This is a genomic window from Pseudoalteromonas sp. TB25 (assembly GCF_000497995.1).
GTDB classification, from domain to species: domain Bacteria; phylum Pseudomonadota; class Gammaproteobacteria; order Enterobacterales; family Alteromonadaceae; genus Pseudoalteromonas; species Pseudoalteromonas distincta.
Genome location: NZ_AUTI01000306.1, coordinates 1 through 2,321, shown reverse-complemented (window position 1 = coordinate 2,321; position 2,321 = coordinate 1). Strand labels below are relative to the sequence as shown.

The 2,321-nt window shown below is 40.3% G+C and carries 1 protein-coding gene and 1 pseudogene; both read left to right on the top strand.

The genetic code is table 11. The annotated features are described in order from the left end of the window. Positions 1-512: 512 nt before the first annotated feature. Positions 513-1,928 carry a TolC family protein gene (locus L652_RS0111295; RefSeq protein ID WP_024594906.1) on the top strand — a complete coding sequence of 472 codons (1,416 nt, stop codon included), beginning with the start codon at positions 513-515 and terminating at the stop codon, positions 1,926-1,928. Further along, a pseudogene (locus L652_RS0111290) lies at positions 1,918-2,321 on the top strand (efflux RND transporter periplasmic adaptor subunit); the annotation flags it as partial. The gene L652_RS0111295 and the pseudogene L652_RS0111290, both read left to right, overlap by 11 nt.

Genomic DNA, 2,321 nt, shown 5'->3' with positions numbered 1-2,321 from the left:
CCGTTCGACTCGGTTAGTCGGCACCATTTATTTTAGGTAACTTGAAGCAACTGACTTGTAATCAGTAGTCTGTATAAGTTATCCGTTCGACTCGGTTAGTCGGCACCATTTATTTTAGGTAACTTGAAGCAACTGACTTGTAATCAGTAGTCTGTATAAGTTATCCGTTCGACTCGGTTAGTCGGCACCATTTATTTTAGGTAACTTGAAGCAGCTGACTTGTAATCAGTAGTCTGTATAAGTTATCCGTTCGACTTCGTTAGTCGGCACCATTTATTTAAAAGCCTCGCTTATAGCGGGGCTTTTTTGTTTTTGTATAGTTAATCTCTTAAACACATTACAAAAAGTTAATTTTAGTATTAAAAATTGCTGATCATTTACTCATTTTTACCGTATAACTGGCTATTATGTTAATTCATCGCTAGCTATGTAATGTTATGTAAAGTAAGTTGAGCAAAATTTGCCAAAGTGCTTGAATTACGTTCATAAATAGCAGTAATTTAGGTTTAATTATGATTTGGCAATGCAAGCCAACCCTACTGGCAATTAGTGTGATGCTGCTCAGCGGCTGTGCGAGTGATTTAAACTCGTCTCAGCGCATGCAAGTCCCTAATAATATGCCTCAGCAATGGCAGCAAGAAGCATCAAGCTCAGTATTAAAAATACAAGAGCAATGGCTTACACAATTACAAAATCCTACGCTTAATAAATTTGTACAACAAGCACTTAAAAATAACCAACAGCTTTTGCAAACGAGTTATGATGTTGAAATTCAAAAGCAGCAACTTATAGTCTCGGGTGCTGCACTTTGGCCAAGCCTCGATTTATCAACACGTACAAGCCGTAGTAAAGACAACCGCCCTGTAAGTTACGACAACGCAAGCTCAGCTAGTTTAAACTTAACTTACGAGGTTGATTTATGGGGTAAGCTCTCTGACGCCAAGCGCGAAGCTAATCTTAACTATTTAGCTCAGCAGGCACGGTTTGAGCAAGCTAAACAGCAACTTGTTGCTGATGTGGTAACAGGTTGGTTTGATGTGGTTACGGCGCAGCAATTACTGGATTTATTTAAACGTCGCGAAGCCAACTCACAACAAAATCTCGATATTATTGAAGCTGGCTATCGCCAAGGCATAAACGAAGCGCTCGATGTGTATTTAGCGCGTAATGAGCTTAATAATGAACGCTCTCGCATTGCCACTCAAAAAGCGAGTTTATCGGCATCAGCACGTGTACTTGAGCGTTTACTTGGTGAATACCCAAAAGGCGCTATTACTGCTAGTAGTGACTTACCTGTTATTAATACCGATATTCCTCTAGGATTACCTTCTGAGCTTATAACGCGAAAACCTACTCTACGTGCAAGTTGGTATGAGCTTTTAGCAGCCGATGCATCATTGGCATATGCGCACAAACAACGCTTTCCAAGTTTAGATTTAACTGCTTCATTAAGTGATAGTACAGACAGAGTAAGCGACTTGTTTTCTCCATCAAGCCTTGCATGGTCTTTGTTAGGTAGTATTTCAGCGCCACTTTTTGAAGGTGGGCGCTTAAAAGCCAACGAAGAAATAGCGCGTCTTAATACTCAAAAGCAAGAGCTGCTTTATTTACAAACGCTTTATGACGCATTTGGTGATGTTGAAAATGCAATTTCGCAGCAGCAGTCCCTCAAAGCTCAATATACAAGCACGTTAGAGGCACAAGAAAACGCACTTGCTGCAGAGCAATTGTCGTTTGAGCAGTATCAAAGTGGCTTGGTAACTTACACGACAGTGCTTGATGCCCAAGACCGTTCTTTTGACGCGCAAAGCTCCTTAATCGATATTAAAAACCAATTAATAGCCAATAGAATTAACCTACACATTGCCCTTGGTGGTGATTTTGCAAAGCCCTCAAGTGAACTAAAGAGCAATAACGATGAAAACTAAAACAGCAAAAATTATTATTCCAGCGGTGGTTATTGTTGCCACAATTTTAATTGTTATGTTTATTAAGGGGAATCCACCAGAGGCTAAACGCTTTGGGACACCTCCGAAGGCATCAATAAGTGTGGCTGCGCTTGAGCTAAAACCACAAAATTATCAAGTTATGATAGACAGCTACGGTACGGTAAAACCACGTACACAAAGTTTGTTAGTGGCTCAGGCATCTGGGCAAATAATTGAAGTAAGTGATGACTTTAGAGAAGGCGGTTTTTTTGAAAAAGGCGATGTACTTTTAAAACTAGACGACAGAGATCATCAGGCTGAAGTTAAATCTGCTCAAGCCAATTTATTAACCGCAGAGCAAGGTTTGCTAGAAGAGAAGGCGCGTGGGCAACA

Coding starts and splice junctions, on each gene's coding strand:
- L652_RS0111295 (WP_024594906.1), top strand. CDS start 513: ATGATTTGGCAATGCAAGCCAACCCTACTGGCAATTAGTGTGATGCTG.